The sequence below is a fragment of the Methylomonas sp. LL1 genome, from assembly GCF_015711015.1.
Classification (GTDB): Bacteria; Pseudomonadota; Gammaproteobacteria; order Methylococcales; family Methylomonadaceae; genus Methylomonas.
In genome coordinates, this window is sequence record NZ_CP064653.1 from 2,376,618 (window position 1) to 2,403,342 (window position 26,725).

Consider the following 26,725-nt stretch of genomic DNA (forward strand, 5'->3'; position numbering starts at 1 on the left):
GGGTTCCTCAGGCGGCCAACTCGACCGGCGTGAAAATCAGCCGATCGCGGATGGCGGCGATATTGATTTTGTTCTTGATCAGATTCAAATACCAAGCGCTGTCGCTGGTGTCGCCGTACATAATCATGCCGACGATCACATTGTTTTTTAGAATAATTTTGCGGTAAACACCCAGCGCATGATCGACCAGAACCTGTTGCTGACAACCGGCGTCTCCCTCGAAATCGCCGATCGAAAACAAATCGATGCCTGTGACTTTCAGCATGGTCGCGGACAGTAAGGTCCGGTAAGCGGCGGCCGAGTGTCCCGCCAGTTGTTGCGCACAGACCTTGGCTTGTTCGTACACCGGCGCCACCAAGCCAAACACTTCGCCGCGATGCTGCACGCATTCGCCGACCGCATAAATAGTTTGATCACTGGTTTGCAGACTGTCGTTGACGATGATGCCGCGTTCGCAGCTCAAACCAATGTCCAGACCCAGCCGGATGTTGGGTTGAATGCCGGTGGCCATCACCAGAATATCGGCCGGTAACAGGCTGTTGTCGCTCAGGCGTACGTTGCCGATATGGCGGTCTTGGCCGATAGCCTCGGCAACCGTCACACCCAGCCTAAAGGCCATGCCCTTGCTTTCCAATTGCCGCTGTAAAAAACCGGCGGCTTGGCTGTCCAGTTGCCTGTTCAGCAAATGCCCGGCCCGGTTGACCAGCGTGACTTGCATGCCGCGTTGCATCAAACCGTTGGCCGCTTCCAGTCCCAGCAATCCGCCGCCCAGAATCACCGCGTGTTGCTTGACCTTGGCTTTTTCTATCATGGTTTCGACATCGGCAATATCCCTAAACCCCATCACCCCATCCAGATCGCGGCCCGGAATATCCAGCATCAACGGCAACGAACCGGTCGCTATCAACAAACGGTCGTATTCGACCGAAGTACCGTCCTTGGCGAATACCCGGCGATTGACTCTATCCACATCGACCACGGTTTTGTCCGCGCCGCAATGCAGGGTAATCCGGTTGCGCCGGTACCAGGCAAAATCGTGGATCATGATGTCGCTGATGCTTTTGGCGCCGAACAATACCGGCGTCAGCATGATGCGGTTGTAATTACCGTGAGGCTCGGCGCCGAACACGGTAATCTGGTATTTGTCCGGCGCGATTTGAATCAATTCGTCAACAGTGCGCATGCCGGCCATACCGTTGCCGATGACGACGAGTTTTGGTTTCATCATGTTCTGCTCGTTGATAATATTGTGTCGCTATCGCGACCGATTATTCAGAAGTCGGTTCTCGCACCGGCGGGCGGAAACCGGCATTAAAATCAGCGGCGCGATAGCGACACAAACTCAGGCGACGTCAAATCCAACCAACACAACCTAAAAACTCACATTCGCCTGTAACCAAATTTTCTGCGTATCGGTCCCGAACGTATCCGCGTTGTAATTGGCGTATTTCGCCAACAATGAGTAATGCTTGCCGAACTTCTTCAACACCGAAAAATCCCATTCCTTACCGTATCGCGCGGTACCGGCATCATCGCTAAAGTCGTGATACACCCCGGTCACGATCAAACTGTCGTTCATCATCTTGTAGCTTGCGGTGGCGAACACATCACGGATACCATTAGGCGGCGTCACTAGAAACAAATCCGCCCAACCCTGAAACGCATGGTTGGTTCCCAATGGGGTTTGGAAGGTTTTGCCGTTGCCGTAACCGTTGAGTTGCTCTACCGCACCCGACAAGGTCAGGTTGTAGGCCGTGGCGCCCGCCATCAGATTAATCCGGTCGGCCTGGTAATGATTCGGGTTGTCGCCATAATCGGATTGCTTACTCCATTCGGCGGTGTAGATGGCATTGACGGTATCGAAAAATTGCGGCGACTTGCCGTCGAAACGCAAACCGTAAGTCTGCGAAGACTTGGCATAATTTTCAGCTTCGCGGTAATCGAGCCAATAGCCGTAACCGATCAGATTGCCCCAATCGCCGACCTTGTAATTCAGGTTCAGAATCGGCGAGTTCATCGATTCCTTGGTATTGGCGATGGTGCGGGCGCTATCGATATAGCCGGCGTTGACCGTCAACCCGAACAGGGTTTGATTTTTGTGGGTGAACAGTACCGAGTCGAAAGTCATTTCCATTTGCCGCCAACCGACGTTGCCGATGAAGCGGTCGTCGTCGAATTTGATCCGTTGCCGGCCGACCTTGACCAGGGTGTCGGGAATACCTTTATAACTGAGCCAGAACTGGTTTAATTCGCTGGCATCCGGATCGACCACGGTGGAATATTGAGTTCGGCCATTGCGGGTACTGTTGTAATCTTCCTGCAAAGCATACAGTCCCTCGTATTCGGCATAAGCCTGCAAGTCGTAAAGCGTGGGGGACAGCAAACCCAGCCGCAAACGAGCGGTGTTGGCATTGGCAGTCCGGTCGGTACCGGCATCGCGGTCGACATTTTCCCAGCGATAGTTCAAATCCATTTTCACCGCGCCGTTATTGCCGTAATGATAAAAATTCAAGGCGTCTTCAATGTCCTTGGTTAAATCGGCCCGCGCCGTGAGACTGGTAAGCGACAGCATCAATAGCGTCGCCGTCATCGATCGTTTGGAAGGTACTGCTGTGTCATTTGGCATAAAGCCCCCTTTGCAAGAAAAATTACAACTATTCAGCGAGTTTCGTTGTAGGGTCGAATTCTCTAAAATCATCCAAACCACTCAATGCCGAACAATTAAGAAAAATGTTGTTTTAGGTTAATGCGTGTGGTCACACTCCGACAAAAAGGTCAGCAAACTCTCGCGGTAACGGTAATAATCGGGATGCTCCAATAGTGCCTTACGGGTGCGCGGCCGGGGCAAATCGATTTCCTGAATCTTGCCGATTTTGGCGTGCGGACCGTTGGTCATCATCACTACCCGGTCGGCCAGCAGGATGGCTTCGTCGACATCGTGGGTCACCACGATCGCGGTGACATGAGTGCGCTCCCAGACTTCCATCAATACTTCCTGCAACTCCCAACGAGTCAACGAATCCAGCATGCCGAACGGTTCGTCCAACAGCAGTAATTTGGGCGACAAGGCAAAGGCGCGGGCGATGCCGACCCGTTGGCGCATGCCGTTGGACATGTCGGCTGCCTTTTTGAACATCGCATCGGCCAGACCGACCCGGGTCAGATAGTATTCGACGATGTCGTCGCGCTCATCTTGCGAGGCATGCGGATAGACTTTGTCCACCCCCAACATGACGTTTTGAAACGCGGTCAACCACGGAAACAGGCTGGGCGACTGGAACACCACGCCGCGATCCGGCCCGGCGCCGTCGATTTCGCGGTTGTCGAGAATGATGCCGCCTTCGGAAATCTGATTCAGGCCGGCTGTCATCGACAACACCGTGGATTTACCGCAACCGGAATGGCCGATGATGGAAATGAATTCGCCCTTCTTCATTTTCATGTCGAAGCCGTCCACCACCTTGATCGTGCTGTTACCATCCGGGGTCGGATAGACTTTCGACAGATTGGCGAACTCCAGATAGCGCGGTTTGCCCAGGTCGCTCTGGTTGGGTTTCAGGGCCGAGGTATCCAGCTTCCAGTCGTTACTGGTATTGGGCCGCACATCCGGCAATTTGACCTTGTCGCTGATGTCCGCTTGAGCCTTTTCCATGCCGATATTCATCAGATAACGGGTGATTTCGGCCCGCAGCCGTTTGAATTCTTCGTTATGGTTGAGCGCGGCGCGGTCGCGCGGCCGCTCCAGGTTGACGACAAAATCAGGGCCAAAACTGGCGTCGGGGCCTGGATTGAGCGGAATCACCCGGTCGGCCATGTAGATAGCTTCGTCGACATCGTTGGTAATCAATATGACCGTCTTCTTATCCTGCTCCCAGATTTGTAGAATCTCGTCCTGCAAGTTGCCTCGGGTCAACGCATCCAGGGCGCTGAGAGGTTCGTCCAGTAGCAGGATGTCCGGATTGGCGGCCAAGGCGCGGGCCACGTTAACCCGCTGGCGCATGCCGCCGGACAGTTCCGCCGGCTTTTTATCCATGGCCCGGCCCAAATTGACCATATTCACGTATTTTTCGGTATGCGCGCGGCGTTGCTCGGGCGACCAATCCTTAAATATCGCATCCACCGCCAGTGCCACGTTTTCGTACACAGTCAGCCACGGCATCAGCGAATAATTTTGAAACACCACGCCGCGATCCGGTCCGGGCTGGCTGATAGGTTGACCTTGTTTCAGCAAGTCTCCGCTATCGGCCTGAATCAATCCGGCGATCATTGATACCAGCGTGGTTTTGCCGCTGCCGGAAAAGCCGACGATGGCAATAAATTCGCCTTCCTTGACATCCAGATTGATGTTTTTCAGGATGGAGGTTCTGTGTTTGCCTTCGCCGTAAGATTTACAGACATTGTTCAATTTCACTAACGATTGCCGCGCATCATTGGCCGGTGCCAACGGGGTAAGCGTCTGCTTTCGGATCGCCAGATCGATGATTTTTAACTGGGCTGCTGCATTCATACGCTATGCCTCAAATTTTGCTGAACGAAAATACGGTTTGCAGCGACTGCATCACCCGGTCGAGAATGAAACCGATGATGCCGATGGTGAATACCGCCACCATGATCCGGCTCAGGGAATTGGAACTGCCGTTTTGAAACTCGTCCCAGACGAACTTGCCTAAACCGGGGTTTTGCGCCAGCATCTCGGCGGCGATCAGCACCATCCAGCCCACCCCAAGCGACAAGCGCATGCCGGTGAAAATATACGGTAACGCCGATGGCAGAATGATACGTTTGATCTGGGTCGACCAATCCAGCCGCAGTACCTTGCCGACATTGACCAAATCCCTATCGATGGATGACACGCCGACGGAAGTATTGATCAGGGTCGGCCACAGGGAACACAGCGTCACGGTGACCGCCGAGGTGATGAACGATTTGGCGAACCAGGAATCGTCGGTGGAAACATACACCGCACTAACCACCAAGGTCACGATAGGCAGCCAGGCCAGCGGCGACACCGGTTTGAAAATCTGGATCAGCGGATTGATCGCGGTATTGATCGTGGGGCTCATGCCGCACAGAATACCCAGCGGGACAGCCAGCAAGGTCGCAATTAAGAATCCGGCAAACACGGTATGCAGACTGGTGATGATCTGGTCCAGATAGGTCGGTTTACCGGTGTAAGGGCGGAATTTGATTTCAGCCTGCGGATCCTCGGCCAGTTTTGCCTTGTTACGCATATCCTGGCGCTGGTAAAACTCAGCCATTTTGGCCTTTTCGGCGAAATGCTCGGCTATCAAACCGTCCGCCTCATGCCAAACCGCAACTGGTCCGGGAATGGTGCCCAAGCTGGTATTGATGCGGGACGCGGTTACGCTCCACAATCCCAGGAACAGCATGAAGGCGATGATGGGCACGCCCATGATCAAGCCTAACTGGCGTAATTGTTGGGTAGGATTTTCGCCGGCGGCTATTTTGACCAGTGGTACAAACCAGGTCAGGCCGGTGATGTTAAAAAATTTGATTAGTTTATTGCTCATCATCGTTACCTTTTTGTTGTCTCTCGTGTCTCTCGTTCCCAAGCTCTGGCTTGGGAACGGTCGGTCTTGGAAGCTCAAGCTTCCTGTCTGCGTTAGACTTGGGTTCCCAAGCCGGAGCTTGGGAACCAGAAACCAGAAATAGCTGAACGCCGGTATTAAAGTGTCCGCAAAAAAAGATGCATCCCTGCACCAAACCACATTCCTTGTGAGAGCACCCACCACAGTGTTAGTTACTCAACCACCTTGCCGCCCGATACCGTCTGCTTACCCTTCAAGCCAATCGGAAACTTGGACAGATAATCGTTAGGCTTGCTGGCGTCGAACGGGATTTTGTCGATGAAGAAATTTTGCGACGGCTTGATGCCGGTGTCGGCCGGGAAGTCCTCGGCCTTGGCCTTGCCTTCCGCGACCAATTCCTTGGCGGCGGCCAGATAGATGTCGGGACGATAGACTTTTTTAGCGGTTTCCAGGTACCAGTCGTCCGGTTTGAATTCATTGATCTGGCCCCAACGGCGCATCTGAGTTAAATACCAGACCGCGCTACTATAGGAAGGGTAACTGGCGCCATGCCTAAAGAAAGTATTGAAATCGGGTAGCGCGCGCTTGTCACCCTTCTCGTATTCGAAGGTGCCGTTCATACTGTTACCCAACACCTCGGAATCGGCGCCGACATATTGGCTTTGCGACAGCATTTCGATGGCCTCCTTGCGGTTCTTGTTGTTCTCCGCATCCAGCCAGATCGAGGCGCGGATCAGGGCTTTCACCACAGCCAGATGAGTATTCGGATATTTATCCGCCCATTCTTTAGTCACTCCGAACACTTTTTCCGGCGTGTCTTTCCACAATTCTTCGTCGGTGATCACCGGCACGCCGATACCCTTGATCACGGCTTGTTGGTTCCAGGGTTCGCCGACGCAATAGCCGTAAATAGTGCCGGCTTCCAGCGTGGATGGCATTTGCGGCGGCGGCGTCACCGACAGCAAGGCTTCTGCATTGACTTGACCGGAAATGTCCTGGGGCGGCGCGTAATAGCCGGGATTAATACCACCGGCGGCCAGCCAATAACGCAGTTTCAGGTTATGGGTGCCGGCCGGGAAGGTCATCGCCATGTTAAACGGCTTGCCTTCGGCCTTGAATTTGCCCACTACCGGTTTCAACGCATCGGCCTTGATCGGATGCACCGGCTTGCCGCCTTCCATAGGAATATTGACTTTCATTTGTTTCCAGATATCGTTGGAAACCGTGATGGCATTACCGTTGAAACCCATGCTGAATGCGGTGACGACGTCCGCCTTGGTGCCGAAACCGATGCTGGAAGCCAGCGGCGCCGGGGCCAGCATATGCGAACCATCCAGTTCACCGCTGACGACCCGGTCCATGACTACTTTCCAGTTGGCCTGCGCTTCCAGTTGTACAAACAACCCCTCTTCCTCGAAAAAACCTTTCTCGGCCGCCACCGCCAGCGGCGCCATATCGGTCAATTTGATAAATCCGAACTTCAAGTCTTCTTTTTCCAGTTTGCCTGCGGCATTCACAGCAGGCGCCAAACCCAGACCGGCAATCACCAACGTTGCCGAAAGTGTCAGTAGCAGTTTCTTCGAGGTTGATCTATTAGTGGTTTTCATAATGAGTCCTAAACAAAAACGGCGGAAAATAAAAAAGGCGTCGCCGTAACACGGGTAAACCCCATGCACGACAGACGCCTTTGTCCGGTTTGCTCAACTGTGAGCGTTTTAGAAAATCAGCTCCAACATTGGAGCGTTATTTAAGCTAAAGCAATAGCGATGCCAGCTTATTGATACGTTCAAACAATCATAAAAAAGTTATTTTTAAATAATGGCTTAGTGATTTTAAGGATTGATCTCGGATCATAGGCCCGCCGGAACCCAGATCGGCAATCCTACAACCGCGCACATAAATGAAACAATTCCTACATTTTTTGCACTTCGATGGTGCGACAGTCAAACAGCCTGCGCGAGGTCGAATAATCCGTTTGCAGTTATCAGCCTGTAAGCGAAAGCGGATGCCGAGGCAAAGCGTCAGTGATACTGCTGTCACCGGGGGGGCGCAGTGAACCAGTTAATACCAATCCAGTTTGAAAGTGGCTCAATCCGCGTAGTTACTGATGCTAATGGTGATCAGTTGTTTGTAGCAAAAGAGTTGCCGAGGCGTTTGGGTACGCATGGTCTGGAAGTGCCACGATTAGGCATATTCCTGATGAGTGGAAGAGTGCCGATTCGCCCCCCTCTGGCGATAAAGAAATGCCAGCAAAATGGGAGGCAATTTCCGCACCCTCATTACCAGAACCTCCAAAGCAACAACCTGTAGCTAATACAGACTGACTTATAAATCAACAGCTTAACCAAGAAAGAAATCCCAGCACCATAACAAAAAACATTGATGTCGAATCAGAACCAGGCGCAAAGCGGCGGCATGATGTCTTGATCTTTATTCCTTAAATCCGCTTACTATTTGCTTACCAGAAAGCAACAGGCAACAAAAAAGGCCTAGGTCGTTAAACCTAAGCCTTTGATTTGTCTGGTAGCGGGGGCAGGATTTGAACCTACGACCTTCGGGTTATGAGCCCGACGAGCTACCAAGCTGCTCCACCCCGCGATTGATTTTTGTATTATACAGCTTTTTTTCGTTACTGCAAATGATATTGGCTTTTATTGTTACCCAGCGCTTTTAGCGTTGTTTGAAAAACAGTACGCTTAGTGCTGACTGGCGCGGCGAATACGCATCGGGTAAATTTATTTATGAACGCAATTTGCCTTGATTATCCGCCGCCGTCTTTTCTTGGAATTAACTGCGCGCCTGTAAAATGGCGACTGCGGGCAGTTCCTTACCTTCCAAGAATTCCAGGAACGCGCCGCCACCGGTCGAGGTGTAGGAGACTTTGTCGGCGATGCCGTATTTGTCGATGGCCGCTAAGGTATCGCCGCCGCCCGCAATGGAAAACGCCGGGCTTTCGGCGATCGCCATGGACATGGCTTTGGTGCCTTCGCCGAACTGATCGATTTCAAATACGCCAACCGGACCGTTCCAGACGATGGTGCCGGCGGTTTTCAGTATCTCCGCATATTGCTTGGCGGTTTCGGGTCCGATGTCCAGAATTAGATCGTCGGCTTCCACGTCGGCGACGTTTTTAACGGTCGCGGCCGCGCTTTCGGAAAATTCCTTGGCACAAACCACGTCAACCGGCACCGGAATTTCCGCGCCGCGTTGTTTGGCGGAGGCCATCAGCCGTTTGGCTTCATCCAGCAAATCGGCTTCGTACAAGGATTTGCCGACGGAGTAACCGGCCGCGGCGATAAAGGTATTGGCGATGCCGCCACCGACTATCAGTTGATCGACTTTGCCGGACAGGGATTCCAATACAGTCAATTTGGTGGAAACTTTGGAGCCGCCAACGATGGCGACCAATGGGCGGGCCGGTGTTTCCAGTGCTTTGCCCAGTGCATCCAATTCGGCTGCCAGCAAAGGACCGGCGCAAGCGACGGCGGCATGTTCGGCGACCGCATGGGTCGAGGCTTCGGCGCGATGGGCGGTACCGAAAGCATCCATCACGAAAATGTCACACAGCTCCGCCATTTTTTGGCCCAGTTCGGCACTATTTTTCTTTTCACCCTTGTTGAAACGAACGTTCTCGCACAACACGACTTCGCCGCGTTTGACTTCAACACCATCCAGCCAGTCCTTGACCAGACGCACGGGTTGGCCCAGTAATTGGGTGAAACGCTCGGCCACCGGTTTCAAGCTGGAGGCTTCGTCATATTCGCCTTCGGTTGGACGGCCCAGGTGAGACATCAAAATCACCGCCGCGCCTCCGGCCAGTGCTGCTTCCACGGTCGGCACACTGGCTTGAATACGTAAATCACTGGTGACTTTGCCGTCTTTAACCGGTACGTTCAAATCTTGGCGAATCAATACGCGTTTGCCGGCCAGATCCAGGTCGACCATTTTATTTATAGACATAAATTCTCCTCTGGGTGAAAAAATAGGGTCATTATAAGACGAATGAGCCGGCAAACCTCATTTAAACAATGGCGCTGCCTGACTGTTGGGCTATAGTTGAGCCAATTGGACAAAACTTTACATCGCGCTTATGAGTCAGTCGAGCCTTGTTTTTTTTATCAGCATGCTGTTATTGATCAGCTGCGCTAGCCGTGCCGAGCCGAGCCCGGATGAGCTCGACGAAATCCAGGTATTAATCGATGTTTCGGGCAGCATGAAGCAAAACGATCCGCAAAATTTGCGAGTGGACGCGACCCAACTACTCATTAACCTGTTACCGGATAACACCCACGCGAGCTTGTGGCTATTTGCCGAGAAAACGACTCAGCTGATACAGAGTGATTCGGTGAACTCCGAATGGCGCAAGCAGGCCATGTTAGCCAGTAAAACCATCCATTCGCGCGGGATTTACACGCATATTGAAGAAGCTATTCAGACCGTCATGCAAAACGGCTTTACCGGTAACGGCAATAAAAATTTAATTCTGTTAACCGACGGCATGGTGGATATTTCCAAGGACATTATGGTTAGCGCAGACTCCAGGGAACGCATCCTGACTGAATGGATTCCCCGCTTACGCCAGCAAAATATCAAGGTACAAACCATTGCGCTGTCCGGACAGGCGGATAAGGAACTGCTGGATAAGCTGGCTTTCGACAGCGGCGGCTGGACTGAAACCGCTGAATCCGCCGAACAGTTGCAACACCTGTTTTTGAAAATGGCACAAAAAGTCGCGCCTAGGGACACTCTGCCATTGAGCAATAATCAATTCAACATCGACAGCAGTATCCAGGAATTTTCAGTATTGGTCTTTAAACAAACAGGGGCATCACGCACGCAATTGATCACGCCGGATCAACAAAAGATTAGCAAGAATAGTGACTTGAAGATGCTATCCTGGCTAGAAGGCGCCGGGTATGACTTGATTACGATTAAACAACCCATGGTAGGTGAATGGCGGATAGACGCCGCCATCGACCCCGATAATCAGGTCATGATACTGACCGATCTGCAATTGCAACTGGCAGAACTGGCCAATTTCATCGGCGAGAAGGACACATTGCCATTGAAACTGCATTTTACCGAGCAGAACCAATTGATCACGCGGGATGACTTTCTGGGCTTGGTGACGATTTCGCTGTCCGTCGATCATCAAGAGCCCGTCGTAATAGAACCCATCAGTAGCGAGCCCGGATTTTTTCTTCACAATCTGAGCAAACTAGGCGTAGGCAAGCACAATCTGGCTATCGTTGCCGATGGTAAAACTTTTAAACGCGAAATTGTCAGAGACATTGATGTCGTATCAACTTTCGTCGAACTGGAAAAACTGGTCGACAAACCCAATCGACAAGTGACTCTTAAATTTCTGCCAGATACCCATGCCCTGGATAGCGCATCGTTGCTTATCAATGCTCAAATACATCAAGCGGGCAAGGAACCCCAATCGCATATGGTCGAGGAAAAAGACGGCGAATGGCGTTTGACATTGGACAGTCTACCTGCCGGCGAGACCATACAGGTCAACTTTAACGTCACCGCTAAAACCCTGGATGGAAAAACAATGACTCCCACATTGGCACCGCTATTGATTGACGATAGTTTATTCACGCCAACCGAACCCGTTACCGCGGCAACACCGCCAAACCAAGCTTTAGCTGACCCAAAAATTGAGCCTGATCAGGAACATGCGCAAGCAGATAACGCTTTAGCCTCGAACCATTGGGGGATAACCATTGCTATTGTGATAGCAGTTAATCTGCTGCTTTGCGGCATTGGCTTTATGGTTTATAAGATGTTCAAAAAATTCAACGCAAAAAAACAACAACAAATTTTGGAGAGATTGGCATGATGGCAGTGGATTCCGCGTTAATTATCATAATGGCGGAAGCCTTGGCATTGCTGACATTATTGGGAGTAGCGCTATTTTTCATTTCACGAAGCAAGCGTAACAAGGAAATCAAAGCCATCGACAGCTTTATTTCTAAATTAGAGGAACAGGCCTTATTCAAAAATCTGCCGCTGGATAAGTTGCTTTCAGATACCTGCGGCATTGACCGCAAGACCATTGATGCCACGTTACAGGAAATCACCGATTCCGAGCGGGCGCTATTTCAGAAAGTAATTCAGCTATTTTTGCAACGCGACATGAACCTGTTGAGCGAAATTGATCAGGGTATCGGAGACTTATCCGAGCCTTATTGTCGCCTGCTAGCGCATATGGCGTCGGGAAAAACATCCACATCGCCGGAAGCCGGAAATTCCACTGGACTGGAACGTGTTAATCAGCAGCTGGTACGTCAGCTGGATACCGCCATGCAAACCATCGATGAAATAACCTCCGAATACACCAGGGTGTTCAGCGGCAATCAAACCGCGTTGGAGTTGGAAAATAGCAGCAAAAAAATGATGCAAATTTTTCAGGATACTGAACGCAGCATTAAACAACTGGCGCAGCAATAAGAAATCACAACTGAAGTTTCCCGCCCTCTTGAGGTTTAAATCCCCCATGTCATGCCTAAAGACCAAGAGATACGCGGTGTCTGACATTCTAGTTTTTTGAGAAAGTTTGTACCCATTGCCGATACCGAGCGACAGTTTTTGGGGATTGGGTAAATTTATTGCCATAAATTACCAATGCCTAGAAAAAGTTGAAACTTCAAGTTACCCAATCCATGATTGGGACAATCAACGGCAGGCCCTGTGGTCTCGATGGATTTTCAATTCTCGAAAGACATTCAAAAAACTCAAACAGCGCCGAATACTCCGAGCTCTACCCAATCACACTTTGATAGACATAAACTCCGGCAACGAGGCGTGCATCTGACAACTGCAAGTCGAGTTACTGTTGAACGCCATGTTGACTTCCGACATGTGTTAAAATCTTATCGGTCAAGTCCCGGTAGCTCAGCAGGATAGAGCAGCCCCCTCCTAAGGGGCAGGTCGGACGTTCGAATCGTCTCCGGGACGCCATTAAAATCAATGAGTTAGTGAATTTTAAGGCTTCTATAAAAGCTCAATGATCCACTTATGATCCACTGAAAAATAAATCATTCCGACAAACAGCATAAAAAAGCCGGTAATCCAATCAAGACCACCGGCTTTTTTATTGCGTTTCGGTTGATCAGATTAAGCCATGTTCAGCGAACGAATATGCTTCACCGCTACCGATGATGAAATGGTCTAACGTTCGAATATCCATCAAACCTAATGCCTCTTTTAGCTTTGCGGTTATTTGTTTATCGGCTTGGCTGGGGTCAGTTATTCCGCTTGGGTGATTGTGGGCAAACATGACCGCCGCCGCGTTGAGTTGTAGCGCACGCTTGACGACTTCGCGCGGATAAACTGAAGCGCCGTCTATCGTTCCCCGAAATAGCACTTCTGTTTTTATCACCCGGTGCTGATTGTCTAAAAACAGACAGATAAAAACCTCATGCTCTACATCTCGATAGTTGGCTTGCAACCAAGCCCGGACAATATCGGGGCTTGTTAGCGCATCGCCTTTATAAATCCGCTTATTGAGCAGAATTTTTGCGGCCTTGATGATTTGATCTTCGGTTAATGGAATTCGCGCCCGATATTTGCCCGATTTGTCGGCGACAAAATAAGGCAGTTTGGCCGGGGTGTTGGTGGTTGGTGTTGGCATGGAGTCCGCTCCTGTTCTGATTGAATCAAGCGCCGCCCTTTGGTCTCAATCGCTGGGTGGCGTGGCTAAGTGGGTTGAGACTACCGCGAACAGGGGCGGCCAGCCGTAAGGCTGCCCAAATAACCACGCCATAACGAACCAGCACGGCAAAGCCGCGCCAACCTATGGACGCGCCGCAACAAGGGCGGCTTTAATGCTCTGTTCTGTCGGGGTCTCAATCCCGGCCCGCTATTTTGCGGGCTTGGTCATTGTCTCGGGTTGTCGGCTTGGCGTCAATGATCGCGCTTTATCGCCCAACCTTGGCCGGCAGAAAGTAAACCCGCCCTCGACGGTTCTTGCTCTCGGCAGCGCCGGCCATGCTCCCGCGCCCATTGAAACAGTTTGACCGGCTCGCGGGTTTTGTTCGGCCTGGGCAACAACAAAGCGAACAACAGCCAACAGCGCCAGGCTTACGGGTCCTTACTAGGGTTTCGCATCGAGGGTAATTCGGACCCCGTATCAAGTGCAGTTAGCCGCCTGATTTGTTACTAAACACAAAGTATAGGGGGGGGGTATATCTCCAGGGCTGGGGATTTTGGGGAGTTGTCTGAAAACCGCGCCCGCCGTGGCCTGTAGCCTGTCGAGGCGCTTTTTTTCTTGGGGAGTTGCTGGGGAGTTGCTTGGGGAGCAAATCACCGCCAGGTCATCGCTCCCCAATTATTTTCCCAAACTCCCCAGCAACTCCCCAAGGATTCCCCAAACCGAAAAACGCTGTAAGCCTTGATACATCTACCTTACAGACATTGCTCCCCAAACTCCCCAAGAAATAAAACATATACCCCCTTAAAACTTTTGTTTCGCCACCGGCCTTTGCAGCAAAAACCGCCGGCCATCCGGCACAAAAAAACCGGCACAAGGCCGGTGGTTTGGGTAGTGGATCGCTTCGGGTTAGGTGTCCGATTTGAAGCGGTTTTTAAAATCGTGCTCGGTCTGCCAGTCGTCATCGCAGCCGGTAATTAAGTTGGAGCTCGTCACCAGCACGCGGACATTTCGCCCGGCAACTGTGCGCTTTGGGTCTGGTCGAATTGCGCCGGTTTTGCTGTCGGTTTCGTTCGCCTCCAATATGCCGCGCTCTAAAAGTCGCTTCCAAAGCGTCGCCCGGTTAATAATGATGGGCTCGTTCTGGCTATTGGCGAATTTTTGCACCGCTTTAAAGGTTGGCTCCGCCTCCAACCAGATTTCGGTTTTTATCTCGTTAATCCAGCCAATCGGGCAGCCGCGCGGCACTAAGGTTTTAATGATTTGTTTTTTCGGTTCCTCCTTCCCTTGATTGGCCTGGTCGGATTGGTTGGTTATCGGTATCGCCACTTCCTCAATTGATTCCCGCCAGCCGAAAGCAAATTCCTTTTCATCGGGCGGCCCTTGGTCTAGGTGGCTTTTAACGTGAACTTCACCCGTAGAAAAACAGCCACGCAACAGCGCAATAAACCTTTCTACCTCGTCGCTTTGGTGTTGGTACTGGCTTTGTAGTCGCATCGCCGCTTTTAGTGCTTCGTCGATACTGTCCGCCAGCTCAACCACGCGGATAGAGTTCACCACCCCAATTTCCTCCAGGTAATCCAGCAGCAAATCAGCCGCCGAATAAAGGCTGGCGTACAGGTCTGGCGCTCGGGTGTGTGCGCCGGAAAACTCTTTTAGATGATCGTCGCGCAAGTCGCGCACTTTGACCGGGAAAGATTTTTTCAAGTCGTCGATGCGGGGGGCAAGCCATTGAATAAAGCCCGCCATCGCCGCCGCCAGGTGACCGGCCCGCGCGTAATTTTGCAACCGGGTCAGGGTTGAAAGATCCACGTCGCCCCGTTTCATTTCCGCAACCAACAACCGGCCCAGCAGCGAAGCCCCGCGCGGCAAATCTTCCCCGGTGGCAATTAGCAGCCCGCGCGGAAAGTAGGCCGCCTTGCCGGTCATGTCCGCATTCCGCCGCCCGCGCCCGGCCTGGTTACCCACGGATCGAAACAGCCGTTCGGCCTTGGTGTGCAGTCGGTTGGCCTCTTGATTGTTGACGCTGGGGGCGAAGTCGTCCACAGAAAACGCCGCGTCTTTCGCTTGGTGGGCTTTGTGTTCCAGGTCTGCTTCGGTGTCGGTGAAGTTGGCCGGGAAGCTCCGCGCGTCGAATTGGCCGAAACAGGCCAGCGCCGCCGCCGCGCATTCCGACTTTTGCGAACCGGACCGGCCCGCCAGAAACAAGCTAAAGTCTATCGGCAGCACCTCACCCAGCACCGCCCGCGCCACGCCGGCGAACAGCGCCACGCCCACCGCTCGGTTATTCGGCGCTATCGATAACAGGTTGAGCAAAGCCCCGGCGAACTGGCGTGGTTGGTCAGGGGGTGGGGGGAGAAAGTATTTAGAAATATGACCTTCCCCCAATTCAACCTTGATCGATTCATTCAGGCCGCCGGCATGGATCGCGCCCGATCCCGTCAGGTAATGCCATTCGCCATCGATGCGCCGCCAGCCGGTGTGCTGAAAGACCGTGGTTATCGGGATTTCGCCGGATAGCTTCAGAATGGCATTCGCCAGCCGTCGCGGGGTGGCCTGGTCGGCCTCGACAATCGCCCGCGCTCCCCAATGCTTTAACGGCCATTGCATGGCTTGGTATTGGGTGGCCGGGATGGTCAGCGCCGGCAATGGTCCGCCATGGCGTTGCTTGCCCTCGATCAGAAACGCGGCTTCGGTTTTTGCGCCGTCATCGAGTATGGTTTGCTCGGCTACCAAGGCAATAAAGTTATCGGTTAAGGCGGTCGGGATTTCGTTAAATTGCGGGGCTTGATCGTCGCCGGCCTTCTTGCTGTCGCGGCCCTTACGCATAAACCAAACGCGGCCATCGTGAATCATAAAATCGCCAGTTCGACGGTCGGCCCATTTATCCGGTTCGCCCTTGGCATTAACCGGCTTTGCGGTCTTGACCACGGATAAAACCGGGTTATCGGGTGGCTTTTTCTGGTCGGTCATAGCGCCGCCTTGCCAGTGGCGAAGTCGTTAAAATCACCCACGGGCGAAACGCACAACAGACCGCCCACGGCCCGCGCCGCTTCGGTGGCATATTTCACGCCGGGATTGCCTGGGGTTTGGTCGTTATCGGCGCAAATAATCAGCTTGGCGTCGGGTCGGTGTTTGCGTATCAATTCGGCCACCCCTCGCAGATTGCCGGCACTCATCGCGCAAAAGGTTTGGTAGCCGGTCGCTTCGTACATTGTCGCGCCGGTGGCCCAGCCTTCACAGATAATGCGTTCGGGGGTTGGCTGGCCGATGCAATGAAACAGCCCGCCCAACTTACCGCCGCTTAAAAAATCCTTGTCTCGATCACCCAGCGCCGGCACCTTGTCGGAAAAAATGGCCTGAAGGTTCCAAAGCCGGTTTTTTATATCGACCAACGGCACCAGCAGCACATTTTTAACGGTCAGGCTTTGCCATTGGCCGGCATCGTCCTTGATGCGTTTTTGCCAGACTGGCAACAGCCGCAGCCCGTGCGGGTTTACTTGCTTGCGGATCAGGTAGGGGTGTTGCTCGCCGGTGTCGATGGGTTTGGCTTGATCCCACAAGCGCCGCGCCACTTCCACCGCCCGTTCATGTTTCGCGGCTCGGTCGGCTTCGGTTTGCAGCTTGCGCCGTTCGTGCGCTTGGCGTTCTTCGTTGGTTAGCGGTTTGGCCGGTGCGTCGGCTTTCCAGGTGGCCTTTGTCCCGGCCTTAAAATCTTCGAAGTAACCCGCCGGCTTTGCGCCTTCCAGGTGCAATTTATAAGCCCCGTTCAAACTGCCGGATTTATGCCCGACAATATGAAAGCGGTGTAAAACGCCATCGGCAATGATTCGCGGGGGCGGCTCTATGCCGTTCTCAAGCATGGCGGCTTTGAATGCGTCTATAATTTCGTGTGTTTGCATGATTTTCCTTTTTTACGGGCAAGCCTTCCCCGTGGCCGCTTTGCGGCTTTTTTGTTTTTCGAGGTGGGGCTTGCCCGTGTTCTGGTTAGTCTCGGGCTCTAAGGTTGCGCTCGGCTTCTGCTGTAACCGCGTTGATTAGCTTGTAACATTTAGCCTCGACAAATCCTGTCGAGGCGATTAGTTTCAAGGTTTCGGCGAAAGGCTCCGCTTCTTCCAGGGATTCAGGAATAAAGCCAACGGTGGTTTTGAGTGTCTCTATCTCAAGCAGCACATCGCCTGCGGTTCGAATCAAGTCACTCACCGAGTAAATTAGTTCCGTTGCTGCCGTGCTCGTGTCGTCGTCAAAATCGACCGCCGCCAGGTCGGATAAGTCGGAAACCTCGCCGCCGCCATTTTTTGGCGTTTCATGCTTCCGCTTGGGCAATGCCGCGCGGGTTGCTACTGCAAAATAAGCCACGCCTTCGCGGTACGGTTCGATGCAAAAATCGTTTATGTCGTCGGTATAGCTCACGGCCACAATATCGCCGGGCTTTGCCTGCCGGCCACGTTGGAATAATAACCGGGAGCCGGTCGGCAATCGCGGGGCAAAGGTATCGCCGGCCAAAATGGTTTGAAATTTATCGCTCATGCTTGCGCCCCCGCGTTTTGGGATTCGAGCCACGCAAAGTAACGATCTTCGCGGATCAGCACCCGCCTACCATTGCGAACAATCGCCCCGGATTTTTTAAGGCCGTTGGTTTCTTCGTTAAAAATCTGGTGGCGAAGGGTTCCAACCGGAAAGGCCGGGTGCTTTTTGCTGAATTGCTGGACGGTAGAATAAAGCCAGGCTGTTTGCTTAGCGTCGGTTTGACTGGCCGCCGGGGTTGCCGTGGCGGTGCTGGTTTGGTTTTGTGGTGTCATATTCATCCCTTAATTTGTCTGGATTAAACAAGTTTCGCCAAGGCTTGCCGCCGTGACTCGGGGTTGATTAGAAAATAACGGGACAGGGTGCAGTAAAGACGGTGCACGGGTGCATTTTTACTGCACCCTTTGCCGCCTATTGTTTTGAAACGAATTTTTCTTTGTTTTCAATGCGGATAAGGCCCCGTTTATTTGCCTCAGTCCATGCTCTTTTGAATGCGTCTTTGGAAAATAGATGCGGATCACTACTTGAACAATTGGTTTTTATTGCGGCCCTTCCGCCCTCTGGAATATTTAATAAATCCTCATAACCAATCGCCCGCGCGGTTTCGCAAATAATCCTAATTTGTTGATCCCTGCGGCCCTCATCGTTGTGTTTGTCATCGGTCCACCAATTAGCCAGCAAACCAGTCACAGGCCATTGATTGATACTTTGTCGGTAGGCTTTGAATTTCTCCCTCGTTGTGCCAGACGTTTTATGAATAAAAATTCTGCCGTCATCTTCTTCAATTGGCGTTTCAAGATATTCAATTTCTAACGGTTCGTTTTGAATGAATTTATTGAACGCTCGACGTTTGTATCCAAGCAAGAAAGCAATTTCATCTAGGGTTAAAAAGTCAGGCAACCGGCCAGATTCGGCCTTAATGCGCAATATTTGCCTGTCTTCAGGCTCGTATTCTGGAACAGGCATCTCTATAGGTGGGATGTATGGGATTTGATAAGGTATACCATCATCATCAAAAGCCCAGTCTTCAAACTCTTTGCCTGGTAATCGGATCATAAAAAGCTCTCAGGTAATGACCCCATCACGCACCGCTGAAAATGCTAACGTTCATCGATAAACCTCCCGCCGGTGGCCGATCTCGATAACCAATACAATCAGCTCGTCATCTTCGATCTTACACAAAAGCCGATAGTCGCCCACACGGTAACGCCATAGGCCGGACAGATTGCCTTGTAAAGCTTTGCCCGTGTTGCGCGGGTTGTCGGCGGACTGTAACCGCTCTTGCAGGAAGGAAACGATGCGCTTTTGCATGGGCTTATCCAGCTTTTGCAGGTCGCGCTTGGCGTCGTCGGATAACTTAACTGTCCAGGCCAAAGGCTTTCACCACGTCATCAAGGCTATGGGAAACCTTGCCGCCGTCCAGGTAGCTTTGATAGGCAACCTCGGCGCGTTTTGCGTCTTGGCAATCTTCCAGATATTCAAGCAAGGCCGTTTTAACCAGTTGCGCCGGGCTTAGGTGTTGCTGCGTTGCCAGCTCGTTCAATACGCCGGCGGTTTCGTCGTCGAGTTCTAAGGTCATCATGGTTTGATCTCGTGTGGTGATTGATGAAATAGGCGGACGGTTAAAGGCTGCTGCCTAATATTTTGGCGTTCATGCTGGCAAGCACGTTGCTTACATGGCTGTCCGATAGGTGCGAATAGCGCCGCACCATTTGCAAGGTTTTATGCCCGAGAATTTCCGCGATTTCTGCCAGGCTTGCGCCGTTCATCGCCAAATAGCTTGCGGTCGTATGGCGTATGTCATGCCACCGAAAATCGATAACCTCGGCCCGCTTTAGCGCGGTGGCCCATGCCTTTTTTAGTTCGATAGGCTTATCCGGGCAATCTGGATCAGCGGACGGAAAAACCAGCGCCGTATCAAGCCGCCGCACTTTGGACAATTCACGCATGACTTGCAGCGCCACGCCCACCAACGGCACCCGCCGCCGTTCGCCGTTTTTGGTGCTATGCAAGACAATCGCGGCTTGATCCAGGTGGACCACGCCCCACGCGGTTTCGGTCGGTGGGTTGGTTGGCACTCTCCAATACAAGTTCATGAGTTCGCCCTGTCTCATGCCGGTCGATAACGCTAGAATAAAGGCCGGATAAAGCAATGGGTTTGCCGATTCCTTACAGGCCGCCGCCAAATGCTCACGTTCTTGGTCGTCCAGATAACGCACCCGACCCGGTGGTAGCTCGGGCATTTCTACGCGTCGATCCCTTAGCGGGCTTTGTTCCAGCCAATGCCATTCATTAACGGCATACTTCAAAACATTCTGAATAACGCCGAAGTATTTTTTTACCGAGTCGGCAGAAAAAGGCTTCCCGCTTTTGTTGGTTTTCTTTACCAGCTTGTCCCGTGATTGTGCAAATAGCGGGCTTTCAAGGTCGGCCATGACATGCGCCCCGAGCTCATCCCGCCACCATGCCAGGATAGGCCGCCGGTTGCGTTGTTCCTTGCTGGTAAATTTGACGGGTAGCACGTCGCTTAGGTAGCGGTCGATAGCGTCGGCGAACGTGTGCTTTTTGGCCTCGGTGGTTTTGAAGTGTCGTCCTTCTCTAATGGCGCTTTCCGTTGACGCTGCCCATTTTTTGGCGTCGGTCAGTCGCTTAAAGGTTGCGGTTTGTAGTGGGTAGCCTTTAAGCCGCACCCGAACAAAGTAGGAAGTTTCGCCTTCATCGGATAGGCGTTTAGTGATGGTTGCCATTGTCGCCCCCTTGGGATAGCAACCGGCAATTTGATATGATGCTTTCAGCCATTGCTTAACCCAGCGTGTTAAGTGAATCGGTCAGGGCTTGGTTGATGTTCGCAGCATCAGCCAGGCCCGTTTTGTTTGTGGTTTTGGATTATAGATTGATCACCCAAAATGATCCACTGATGATCCACTAAACTATAAAAAACCTCGTTTAATCTCGATAACAGGCAACAATAAAAACATCATAAGTTATTGTTTTATATTGTTGTTATTTGTCGAGACTTGCCGACGCTTTTTATAAATATCGCCCTCCTAAGGGGCAGGTCTGACGTTCGAATCGTCTCCGGGACGCCATATAAGCAAAGTGGATTGGCAAAAACCGAAGCCTTTTTTTATCGGCCTTGGGCCAGTCAAAACTGTCCTGATGTAAGAGCCGCCGACACAGCCAAACGCCATTCATCCCTAAGCGACAAGCGTAATCGGACCGGTTCGGTACGAATCAGCCTCGGCGTGAAACGGCGGACATTGATTTGCTGTTGCTTGCAATACTCGGCTTGCAATAAACCGCTGCGTTGCCACGCATCAATAGGATGAGACCATGTCGATGTTATGGTCTTACCTATGCCTGATGAAAAAATCACAGGATGCCGCTGGCGAAATCCTTTTCATAGGTGGTTTATGGCCGAGCGCTTACTAAAAAGCCGGTGTTACCCGGCTTAATGTGGCTGAAAGGCAACTTTTTCGCTACTCGAAAGAAACCTCTTCCAAACAAGCCAAGCAGCCGAGTCCCCTAGCAAAGTCCTGTATCTCGCTCGCCATGTGATAGTTGATGATGGAATCCGTCTTTAAATCGATAATCGCGTACTCGATAACACCGTCGCCGCTCTCGAGTCGCGGCTTGTACTTCAATAATTTTTTTGATTCCTTAGCCAGTTTACGGTTAACCCTAGCCATTAGCGCGCGAATTGATACCAATTTTTTCATATTCAATCTCCAGGCGTTGTAACAGAAACTTGAGTATAGGGGATTATGTGCAAGTGTGAAATCGCAGTCGGCAAAAATGCCGCAAACCAGTGAAATTTAAGGTTGCATTTTTGTCCATCTTAATGGTCAATACCGACACGAATTAGGGAGCGTTATCTTGCGTCAAACGCTAGCGGCGACGAGAACCTCGGCTTCATTTACCCACCCAAATCAACATCAGCAACAGCAAAACGGCTGAAGCATAATATCCCCGGATATCCGCATCCAAATCGGTTATCAAGGCAAACTCGGTATTGAGTAGAGCACCTTCCAAGGCTTCGCTGGTTTGCAAGCGGTGATACGCCAAACCGCTTTCGGCCGCCAATTGTTGCAAATAGCCTTCCTGCAAGGCGCTGAGGTGTTCGGAGCCTGTCGCCGCCTGCTTCCCGAACGGCGCGTTGCGGGCGTCGTAACCTTCGATTTTTTCCGGATTGAGATCGGATTCGCCAAAGCTTGAACGGTGCGGGACGTCGTCCGGCTCGTAAACGCCTATGCGTTGCCCCTTGGCGTCGAATTTTGGAATCGCCACCGGCTGCAAGCCGCCGGTACCGACGATCAAGCCCTTGAGCTTACCCTTGACCTCGGCGAAATCGGTCCGATAGCGCGAATTCAACGGCGGCGCCTCCTGGCCGTCGCTGATGAATACCAGCGTGGTTTCCTTGTCTTTCAGTAAAGACATCGCATTCAACAGGCCGCCGGCGATGCGGCTGTCCGCCGCCCAGGCCATTCGCCAATCCAACGAGTCTATGCTTTTATCCAGCTCGGCGTAACCGGAACAGACTTCCACCGGCTCGAACAATATCGTCGAACGGCGTTCGGTGAATACGCCTAGACCGACTTGGGACTGGCAGGGTAAACGGCCGATCAAATCTCGCAGACTGTGTTTGACGAATTCCAGGCGGCTAATCGCCTTGTCGCCGACACGATAATCCTCGGCATTCATGCTGCGGGTGATGTCGACGACGAAGATCAGCTTATAAACCGGCTGTTTTTGTATTTGTGTCGGATACAAGACCATGACCAGCAATGCCAATAGCGACAGGCTCAGGCACCAGAAGCGGTAGTCTTTTAATAAGGTGCTGAAATTCATGGTGTTGGATCAGGAGAAAAGGCAAAAGGCTACGGCAAGCCGCGCGGAAATCCCGGCACCGTGGTCCACAGCTGCGAAGGCTTGGCGGCATCGTTATCAGGCTCGGCAGGGCTAATACGGTCGAACTCAGGCAAAAGGCGCATCGCCAGTTCCAGGTTGTATTTGGCATCCCAGAAGCCGCTATCCAGCGTCAGCGCCTGTCGGTAAGCCTGTTTGGCCAGCGTCAGCAACGGCATGGCCTGATTGATGCTGCCGGCTTCGACTTCCACCATCGCTTGAGTCAGATAGACATTGCCCAGGTTGTAGCGGCTCTGAGACTGCAAGCGGATATCGCCCTGCCCCACGATCAGGCTCAAGGTATCCAGCGCTTCGTCGTAACGCTGCTTTTGCCGCAAATACACCGCGCGAGCCAGACGGACTTGTGGTGAATTACCGTAGGATGGGCTGACGTCAGGAAGCCCATCGCCATCTTTACGCGATTGATGGGCTGCGCCTTGCTTAGCCCATCCTACCCAATCGGCGATCAACTGGTTTTCCCGGTGAACGCGATACAGACTCCAGCATTGAAAAACGCCTAGCGACAGACTCGCCAGCAGCAGCGCCCAAATCATTCGATGTTTCAAGGCTCTCATCCGTTTCCGACCTCGCATAATTTCAAACCCAGCAACAAGGCGATCAAGCCCGCCAGCCAGCCGTAGCACACTCCCGATAAATCGCGCTTGGGGATAGCTTCCAGGTAATGCAGCGGCAACTGTTCCAGACGATTGATGTCGGCAATGGCTTTTTGCATCGCGCCTGGGTTTTCGGCTTCGTAGGCCTGGTAGGGGATATTCAGACTGGAAAAGAAGCGGTGCAGGTAAAGTTCCGGCATAGCCTGAGCATTGTCGTCGCGACTGTCTTCGGGCTCGGCGAAAATGCCGGGGCTGTTGTCGGTACGCAGGAACAGCCAGTACAGACGCACCTGCTGTTGTTTGAACAACACCCGCAAGGCTGCTTCGCTATCCGGGTCTATCACCGCCGCGCCGTCGGATACCAACAATACGATACGCGATCCGCTAACGGTTTGATGATCAAAAAACGACAAGGCCAGCCCCAAACCCTTGCTGATGTTGGTATAGGCCAGCGCCGGATTGGCCGTGGCATCGATGGCGGCGCGTATTGCCTGTTTATTCTCGGTCAAGGGCATCACGAACAGCGGCGAAGTACTGTATTCGGCGACGCCGATCAAATCGTGTTCCCGGTGATCGACGAACTCGTTCAGCAGCCGGCGCGCCGCATCGGCCTTGGACTGTTCCGATCCGCTCGGCGCCTTGCCGGCGAAACTATTGTCCATGCTATTGCTTCTATCCAGCAACAACACGATATTGGCGCCGTGGCCTATGCGTTCGATTTTCTGCTCCTTCATATACATACCGGACAAGCCCAAAAAAAGCGCGGCCAACGCCGCCATGCCCAGCAGGCGGATCAATATCGTCAGTGTTTGCGACAATGGATCGGCCGGCAGCATCTCCAGCCACGGATACGGCGCGGTCCGCATGCCGCTACGCAGCAGAGGCACCAGCATCAACAGCAAACCCGATAATACCCAGGGTGTTTCGAATGCCAGATTATTCATAGCCTGCCGCACTCGATATCCCGGCACAGCCGGCATAAGTCGTTCAGTTTGCGCCAATCTTCGAGGCCGAAGTCTTGTTTGCCGGCGAACAGCACCTGGTTGGAGAAATTAAAGAACCAATCCATGGATTCGGTGGCGCCGCGATATTCGGGATGCGCTTGGTAAAATTCGCTCAGCTTGTGTTTGAATAAGGGCCGGCCGTTCAGGGTATTCAAGGCATGATGAATCACGGCCAAGCCGCGCTCCAGCTCCCGTTCCGACAGCCGCGACAGTTCGCCGGCCGCGCGCTTGAAGATGCGCCGTTTCGGCCAGGCCGGGAAATAGCCATACAAATAGGCCAGATAGCCGGCCGTGGACAGGGCCAGCGTCAGGCTCGCATAGATTCCCATCCATTGAGTTTGAGTCGGCAAGGGCATAGGCAAGGCGTCCGGACGCATATAGTTCAGACCGCCCTCGTCCTTTCTGACCGCCAGTTCCTTGATCGGCGACAAGGTGAAATTCCAGGAAGGCACGGCTTGCTCGACGCGCTTGCCGGCCTGCTTGAATTGCAGGGTAAAGCCGGGGACGACCAGCATCTTGACTTCGTTGGGGGCGTAGAACACCTGATACACCAAGTCGATGACCGTATCGCCGGTCTCGCCATCGGTCTCGATTGTTACCCGGTTCAGATTCAGCCAGCGATTGATTTCGCCTTGTTTTGGAACGCTGTTCGGGTTCAGGCTCATTTCTGTGCGAGTTTCGACGACCACCCGGTGGCGAATTTCATCGCCGATCAGATAACCGAAAGGACGCGGTGTTTGCAGCTCGAAACGGCTGATGGGCTGGGACGAGAATCCGGAACACGCGCTCAACAAGGCACAAATCAACAAAATAGATAGACGGCTTTTCATAAGATATGCCGTTGAAAATATTGCGTCAGCGACTCCGCCCGATAAGCACCGCTCAAAAACATGGGCTCCATGCCGAACGAACGAAAGGTCTGCCGCAAGGCCGCCCGGCGTTGTTCGAAGTCTTGAATGATGTGTTGCTTCAAATCAGGCCGCATCAGCAAGGTTCTGGCGCGCCGGCTTTCCGCATCCAGGAATCTGACCAAGCCCCATTCCGGCAAATCCTGGTATTCGGCCTCGTCCCACCAAACCACGGGCACCACGGCATGAGGAGCCAAGGGTTGCAGGATTTGCCGCAGCCTGGTCAACGAAAAATGACAATCGGACACCAAGAACAACAAGGATCGCCGCTTGGGCAATAAGGGCGCGATCCGCTCCAGGCTGTCGGCCGTACCACTCGCCTTCAGGCCGGTTAAGCGCCGCGACATTTCCCGTACCGGCTCCATGGCAGGTCCGGCCGGCAACAGCCAGCGGTGATCCAGGCTGGGTCCGCAGCCGATGAAACCGAAAGTATCGCCCAGCTGCAAGGCCGATTGCGCGGCCGACAGCAGGAAATCGGCTAGCATCGGCAATCTGCCTGTCATCGACGCCGATAGGTCGGCGATCACGGTCACCGATAGTTTGCTGTGCTGTTGAAACACCCGCACCCTATAGCTATTGAAGGGATCGAGCAAACTGGCGCGCAGATCGATACGGCGCGGATCGGGGCTGGCCAGCAAGGGTTCGTGGCGTTTGAACAACTGACCACTACCGACCATTTGTCCAGGATGAGCGCCGGGAAACACGCTGTAACCCGAATGCGCCAACCGGTAATGAAACGATTCGATGGCTTGAGTCATGGCCTTATTGATTGACGACCAGATACAGCACGATGCCGCCAACGCTCAGATAGCCCGGCGCCAGATATTTGATCGGCGCATTCATCAGCAGGCTGACCACGCCGGAATAGCTTTTGTCGTCGCGGTTATGAATCGATTCGCCCAGCAGCCATAAAAACGAATTCACGAAAGCCAGGGCTAAAATCGAAAACAGGCCGACATCGCTGAACAAGAACGACTTATCGGCCAGCAGCGCCATCTTGTCGCTGGTATGCAGAAAATTGGCGATCAGTATGCCTATCATCAAACCACCCTCGTCGAAGGCGACCAGAAAGAAGGTGTAGCTGAGTCGTCTTAGTTGATTGGCCAGCCACTGCGCTTGCGGCAGGTGCAGCGACAGATAAATCGCCGGCAGACTGATGCAGAACAGCAGCAGACCGATCACCGCCAATAAAATCCAGAAGTTGTAACCGACCGCGTCATTGACCGCGTTTGTGTAATAGGCGGCGTAGGCCAATTCGGCCTGTCCGTCCAGCGAAGTGGCGACGAAGGAGCCGATCAGGCCGACACCGGCCCAAGTGAGGTAGGTTTCGGCGTAGTGGCTTAGGCCGGATTTGGGGATGATTTTTTGGGTTAGTTCTTTGATGGTCATGGGCATCTTATTTATGTGTCGCTATCGCGACGGATTTTTAGTAGTCGGTTCCCGTACCGACAGACGGGATACTTTTCTTTGCTTGTCCAAAGAAAAGTATCCAAAAGAAAAGACACCCCGATGCCGCTTTGATCCTGCGCTCCGAAAAGTTTGTCGGGGGTTGCTTGAA

25 protein-coding genes and 2 tRNA genes are annotated in these 26,725 nt (G+C 52.7%); 3 read left to right on the forward strand and 24 right to left on the reverse strand.

Annotation, left to right across the window (positions count from 1 at the left end):
* Positions 1-7: 7 nt before the first annotated feature.
* The 7 genes from IVG45_RS11065 to IVG45_RS11095 form a co-directional block, all read right to left on the reverse strand.
* Positions 8-1,228 carry an NAD(P)/FAD-dependent oxidoreductase gene (locus IVG45_RS11065; protein ID WP_330165393.1) on the reverse strand — a complete coding sequence of 407 codons (1,221 nt, stop codon included), beginning with the start codon at positions 1,226-1,228 and terminating at the stop codon, positions 8-10.
* Between the two features lie 144 nt (positions 1,229-1,372).
* Complete coding sequence (locus IVG45_RS11070; RefSeq protein ID WP_196437858.1) at positions 1,373-2,626, reverse strand: alginate export family protein; 1,254 nt, start codon at positions 2,624-2,626, stop codon at positions 1,373-1,375.
* Between the two features lie 117 nt (positions 2,627-2,743).
* On the reverse strand, positions 2,744-4,507 hold the full coding sequence (locus tag IVG45_RS11075; RefSeq protein WP_196437859.1) for an ABC transporter ATP-binding protein: 1,764 nt from the start codon (positions 4,505-4,507) through the stop codon (positions 2,744-2,746).
* Positions 4,508-4,517: 10 nt separating this feature from the next.
* Positions 4,518-5,531 (reverse strand): ABC transporter permease, encoded by a 1,014-nt coding sequence (locus IVG45_RS11080; protein ID WP_196437992.1) that lies wholly within the window; start codon positions 5,529-5,531, stop codon positions 4,518-4,520.
* A gap of 230 nt (positions 5,532-5,761) precedes the next feature.
* Positions 5,762-7,156, reverse strand: coding sequence for a CmpA/NrtA family ABC transporter substrate-binding protein (locus IVG45_RS11085; protein WP_196437860.1), 1,395 nt, complete (start codon positions 7,154-7,156; stop codon positions 5,762-5,764).
* 914 nt (positions 7,157-8,070) lie between these two features.
* Positions 8,071-8,147 (reverse strand) — tRNA-Met (locus tag IVG45_RS11090).
* A gap of 189 nt (positions 8,148-8,336) precedes the next feature.
* Positions 8,337-9,509, reverse strand: a complete 1,173-nt coding sequence (locus IVG45_RS11095) for a phosphoglycerate kinase (protein WP_196437861.1) — start codon at positions 9,507-9,509, stop codon at positions 8,337-8,339.
* Positions 9,510-9,639: 130 nt separating this feature from the next.
* On the opposite strand from IVG45_RS11095, the gene IVG45_RS11100 reads away from it, so the two are divergent.
* From IVG45_RS11100 to IVG45_RS11110, 3 genes are all read left to right on the forward strand, one after another.
* Positions 9,640-11,397 (forward strand): VWA domain-containing protein, encoded by a 1,758-nt coding sequence (locus tag IVG45_RS11100; RefSeq protein WP_196437862.1) that lies wholly within the window; start codon positions 9,640-9,642, stop codon positions 11,395-11,397.
* A complete protein-coding gene (locus IVG45_RS11105) occupies positions 11,394-12,008 on the forward strand; it encodes a hypothetical protein (protein ID WP_196437863.1) in 615 nt (204 codons plus the stop codon). The genes IVG45_RS11100 and IVG45_RS11105 overlap by 4 nt, the downstream gene beginning before the upstream one ends.
* A 433-nt stretch (positions 12,009-12,441) precedes the next feature.
* Positions 12,442-12,518, forward strand: a tRNA-Arg gene (locus IVG45_RS11110).
* Positions 12,519-12,669: 151 nt separating this feature from the next.
* Here the strand turns inward: IVG45_RS11110 and radC are convergent.
* The 17 genes from radC to IVG45_RS11190 form a co-directional block, all read right to left on the reverse strand.
* Positions 12,670-13,191, reverse strand: coding sequence for a RadC family protein (gene radC / locus IVG45_RS11115; protein WP_196437864.1), 522 nt, complete (start codon positions 13,189-13,191; stop codon positions 12,670-12,672).
* 927 nt (positions 13,192-14,118) lie between these two features.
* Positions 14,119-16,182: a cell wall-binding protein gene (locus tag IVG45_RS11120; RefSeq protein ID WP_196437865.1), complete on the reverse strand. Its 2,064-nt coding sequence runs from the start codon at positions 16,180-16,182 to the stop codon at positions 14,119-14,121.
* Positions 16,179-17,111, reverse strand: coding sequence for a toprim domain-containing protein (locus IVG45_RS11125; RefSeq protein ID WP_196437866.1), 933 nt, complete (start codon positions 17,109-17,111; stop codon positions 16,179-16,181). The genes IVG45_RS11120 and IVG45_RS11125 overlap by 4 nt, the downstream gene beginning before the upstream one ends.
* An 85-nt stretch (positions 17,112-17,196) precedes the next feature.
* Complete coding sequence (locus IVG45_RS11130) at positions 17,197-17,739, reverse strand: S24 family peptidase (RefSeq protein ID WP_196437867.1); 543 nt, start codon at positions 17,737-17,739, stop codon at positions 17,197-17,199.
* Positions 17,736-18,011 (reverse strand): hypothetical protein, encoded by a 276-nt coding sequence (locus IVG45_RS11135; RefSeq protein WP_196437868.1) that lies wholly within the window; start codon positions 18,009-18,011, stop codon positions 17,736-17,738. Before IVG45_RS11135 ends, IVG45_RS11130 begins: the two co-directional genes overlap by 4 nt.
* Before the next feature lie 136 nt (positions 18,012-18,147).
* Entirely contained in the window at positions 18,148-18,792 is a 645-nt protein-coding gene (locus IVG45_RS11140; protein ID WP_196437869.1) for a hypothetical protein, read from the reverse strand.
* 51 nt (positions 18,793-18,843) lie between these two features.
* A complete protein-coding gene (locus IVG45_RS11145; protein ID WP_196437870.1) occupies positions 18,844-19,110 on the reverse strand; it encodes a type II toxin-antitoxin system RelE family toxin in 267 nt (88 codons plus the stop codon).
* Positions 19,094-19,318: a DUF6290 family protein gene (locus IVG45_RS11150; RefSeq protein WP_196437871.1), complete on the reverse strand. Its 225-nt coding sequence runs from the start codon at positions 19,316-19,318 to the stop codon at positions 19,094-19,096. Before IVG45_RS11150 ends, IVG45_RS11145 begins: the two co-directional genes overlap by 17 nt.
* A gap of 40 nt (positions 19,319-19,358) precedes the next feature.
* Positions 19,359-20,483, reverse strand: coding sequence for a site-specific integrase (locus tag IVG45_RS11155; protein WP_196437872.1), 1,125 nt, complete (start codon positions 20,481-20,483; stop codon positions 19,359-19,361).
* Between the two features lie 398 nt (positions 20,484-20,881).
* Complete coding sequence (gene tnpA, locus IVG45_RS23000; RefSeq protein WP_442923358.1) at positions 20,882-21,112, reverse strand: IS66 family insertion sequence element accessory protein TnpA; 231 nt, start codon at positions 21,110-21,112, stop codon at positions 20,882-20,884.
* Between the two features lie 103 nt (positions 21,113-21,215).
* Complete coding sequence (locus IVG45_RS11160; protein WP_196437873.1) at positions 21,216-21,455, reverse strand: hypothetical protein; 240 nt, start codon at positions 21,453-21,455, stop codon at positions 21,216-21,218.
* A gap of 193 nt (positions 21,456-21,648) precedes the next feature.
* Positions 21,649-22,584, reverse strand: a complete 936-nt coding sequence (locus tag IVG45_RS11165) for a vWA domain-containing protein (protein WP_196437874.1) — start codon at positions 22,582-22,584, stop codon at positions 21,649-21,651.
* A gap of 29 nt (positions 22,585-22,613) precedes the next feature.
* Positions 22,614-23,216 (reverse strand): MxaK protein, encoded by a 603-nt coding sequence (locus tag IVG45_RS11170; protein ID WP_196437875.1) that lies wholly within the window; start codon positions 23,214-23,216, stop codon positions 22,614-22,616.
* Positions 23,213-24,199 carry a vWA domain-containing protein gene (locus tag IVG45_RS11175; protein WP_196433930.1) on the reverse strand — a complete coding sequence of 329 codons (987 nt, stop codon included), beginning with the start codon at positions 24,197-24,199 and terminating at the stop codon, positions 23,213-23,215. The genes IVG45_RS11170 and IVG45_RS11175 overlap by 4 nt, the downstream gene beginning before the upstream one ends.
* The gene (locus IVG45_RS11180) at positions 24,196-25,089 is read right to left on the reverse strand and encodes a nonribosomal peptide synthetase MxaA (RefSeq protein ID WP_196433931.1); all 894 of its coding nucleotides are present in this window, start codon (positions 25,087-25,089) and stop codon (positions 24,196-24,198) included. Before IVG45_RS11180 ends, IVG45_RS11175 begins: the two co-directional genes overlap by 4 nt.
* Entirely contained in the window at positions 25,086-25,925 is an 840-nt protein-coding gene (locus IVG45_RS11185; RefSeq protein WP_196433932.1) for a DUF58 domain-containing protein, read from the reverse strand. The genes IVG45_RS11180 and IVG45_RS11185 overlap by 4 nt, the downstream gene beginning before the upstream one ends.
* Positions 25,926-25,929: 4 nt before the next feature.
* Positions 25,930-26,556, reverse strand: a complete 627-nt coding sequence (locus tag IVG45_RS11190; RefSeq protein ID WP_196433933.1) for an MxaP protein — start codon at positions 26,554-26,556, stop codon at positions 25,930-25,932.
* Positions 26,557-26,725 lie beyond the last annotated feature (169 nt).